This is a genomic window from Treponema sp. Marseille-Q4523 (assembly GCF_016901105.1).
GTDB lineage: Bacteria > Spirochaetota > Spirochaetia > Treponematales > Treponemataceae > Treponema_D.
The window spans coordinates 1-3,004 of the sequence record NZ_JAFEVM010000074.1; the positions used below are offsets into that span (position 1 = coordinate 1).

Below are 3,004 nucleotides of genomic sequence, written 5' to 3' on the forward strand. Positions count from 1 at the left end.
ACGGTATACACACCTTCCATGATATAAGCTTTTTTAATCTTATTTATAGAAACAGGTTTTGAGTTTTTAATTTTTCTATATATCGATAGTAAAGCATCGTAGAGATCGTGATTTAAAATTGCCGACTCATCATAAGGTTCAGGAATCGGACCTTTATAAAGTTTAGTACAATCGGAATTGTTTTCCAGCAAAATTAAAATATCCGACTGTCGCTCATCATGAGCAAAAATATTTTGCAGTAAAAAAAGTAATATACAAAAAATAAATATTCTTTTGTTGTTCATTGCTTTTTATTCTTTCAGATACTCTCCGAAATGTACATTACAAAACATATCCCAGCTTTTATGCCATTCAGGAGGAGTTTCCGTCCGGCCGGGAACATACATATCCCTGATTTTATCGGGAGAATACCAAAATAATACCCCGTCCAGTTTTTCAAGGTTTTCCGGAAGTTCAAGCGCTTCGATCGGGGAGTCGGAAGAGAAATTGACGTGTAATTCCTTTAAAGTTGACGGAAAATTCATATATTTTACATCGTTTGGAATATCCGCGCAAAAAGTCTTAAGCCCCTCCGGGAGCAGAATTGCGACGGTTTCATCCGGTATATCAATGTCATCCCATGCTACTTTTTCAGTCCCCTCCGGAAGAATAAAAACAGTGCGGTCATTTTTTCCGACCTTTGCGATATAATCAAGCACTTTTTGCCTTCGCCTGTTTGCAGAAGCCTTTATTTCTTTTTCCGTACGCTCAATTTTGCGATTTTTGGAATAATAATCTTCAATCCGTTCCGCGATCGGCTCGGTATAATCCTTTTCATTCCAATCCGATGTATAGTTTTCTTCAATTTGTTCAAAGGAAGATCCGTAATCTTTTCCCAATGCAGTCCAATAATAGTTACTTTCAAACCAATTTACAGTCTCGTTACTGTCTATATCTTCATATTCGGGATATTCGGAATATGAAGTATACGGTGTTATCGTGCCGCCTCCGGGCATGGCCGAGGCCCACGGGTCAGGCTTCCTGTATGACTCTTTGCAAAAATGCATCATTATGTGATAGTTTTTTACTTTATAAGTTCCCTTAAACTTGTGATCCTTCCAATCGGATGATCCGTAATACCGTATCACCGTATCTCCGTCGAACCCGTATCGAAAGCAGTCATTGACAATCCATTGCTCGAACAGCTTTCCTTGAACAAGAGATTTTGAATTACCCTGTCTGTATATTTTTTCAATCTCGGATTTTAGGGAAGGATCGGATGAAAAAAACGGCTTCATATCGGAATCATTGAAAATATAGTTCGGATTGGGGTAGCCGGCATAAATCGCATAAAAAAGATATTCCTTTGCCTTCGAAAAATTTCCCCTGAGCGAATAGCAGCACGCTATGTTGTAGAGCGAATAATAAAAAAGTTTCAGTTCTCCGATTTCATCGAATTGCAATCCGTGATCCGAAGATATTTGTTTTTTCTCTTCGTCTTTTAAATTATAAAAATACTCAGTGCGTTTGAAAACTTCCGTATACTTTTTTATCGCCTCTTCATAATTTTTTTCATCAAAATAATGTTCAGCGTCGTTATAATTTTTCTTTATTTTTTCATAATCGGAAGCGAAAATCGTTCCAAGTGCTGAAACGGATAAAATCAAACCTAAAAGAATTTTTTTCATATATTATTTTTCCCCTCCTCACACTATCGGCGTGTGCGCCTAATATTTTCCAAACATGCCATTTTGGCGACGCGCGAAACGGTTGGAAATGGGACTGTCTTAAAACTTACTTGCTTTTTCGGCAGCCCTTCGAGTTTTAGAAAACTCGAAATTGAACCTATTTATATCTTTTTTGCATTTTAACGGTTTTCATTTTTTACTTCCAGCGTCTCCAAAATTGAAGGAATAATTTTTTCTATTTCCGAATTTTTAATTTTCCTGTCAATTGCGACATATAGAATTTTTTCGTTACAAGGAAACAGATATATTTCTCTGAATGAATTGGATCCGGTCTTTACAGTCTCCTTTACACCCTCAAGGCCGTTTGCAGTTTTTACTTTTACAACATCCGATCTTTTAACCGAATGTGTTTCCTTTAGAAAATCTCCGAATGCAATCAAAAAATCCGTCCATGTATCGTAATATGTCGAAAACTCAAGAAGCTGAAATGAGCCTATCGAAAAAAATTCTTTAAATGGTTTTTTTAATGAAAAGCCTGCCCAATAGGAATAATCGACTGTTGAATATGTTTTTGCAAAGTTTTCCTGCGCAGGAAAAAGTTTGTGTTGAAGTGCGGTAAATTCCTTATACCCGATCGGCAGAATAAACGAAAAATCATCTTCTTCTATTTTTATTTTACCGCGAATTTCAAAATTGTAATTGCCGGTATAACCGATGTTTTCATCATCAAACATCGCACCGATATGCAAGTAATTATCCTCGTAGATATATTCGGAACCGTCTTCAAAAATTATTTTTAGATGAATTAACCATTCATATTCAGAACCGTAATATTCCTCATATAATTCTCTTGTAATTCCTCCGATCCTGCCCGACGGAATTTTCTTAAGGATATATTTGCATTTATTGTTTTTTATTTGAACCGGCATTTCGTAACATACGGTTTCATTATTGTTCTTATCGAGAAATAAAAGTTTTGCCGTTCCTTCAACAGCTTTTTCTTTCGGTATTGTAAACGTTATTTCTTCGATATCGTCTTTGTAGTACATTGCATCCTCTTTGTAGGAAGAACTGAAATTTTGTCGGGCATTACAATTTAATAAACAGATATAAAATAAAAGTAAAAATACATAATTTTTTTTCATTTTTTTCTCCGGTCATCCGTGCCGTGCGTATAACATTGTTTTAAACCGCATTTTTGTATATGTAAAAATGTCGGCTTTGAAAACGTGTTATGTGTATGTCATATTTACGGACGGATCATATCCGTTGATTGATTTTGTAATTTCAGTAAATAATTTATTATATTTTCTACGATCGAATGCATAAGATATTGA

The 3,004-nt window shown here is 35.4% G+C and carries 3 protein-coding genes; all 3 read right to left on the reverse strand.

What is annotated here, in order from left to right; all coding sequences use genetic code 11:
* On the reverse strand, positions 1-284 hold a 284-nt coding region (locus JSQ97_RS12625; RefSeq protein ID WP_205076371.1), incomplete at its 3' end, for a hypothetical protein.
* Between the two features lie 6 nt (positions 285-290).
* Positions 291-1,667 (reverse strand): outer membrane protein assembly factor BamD, encoded by a 1,377-nt coding sequence (locus JSQ97_RS12630; protein WP_205076372.1) that lies wholly within the window; start codon positions 1,665-1,667, stop codon positions 291-293.
* A gap of 179 nt (positions 1,668-1,846) precedes the next feature.
* Positions 1,847-2,812, reverse strand: coding sequence for a hypothetical protein (locus tag JSQ97_RS12635; RefSeq protein WP_205076373.1), 966 nt, complete (start codon positions 2,810-2,812; stop codon positions 1,847-1,849).
* Positions 2,813-3,004 lie beyond the last annotated feature (192 nt).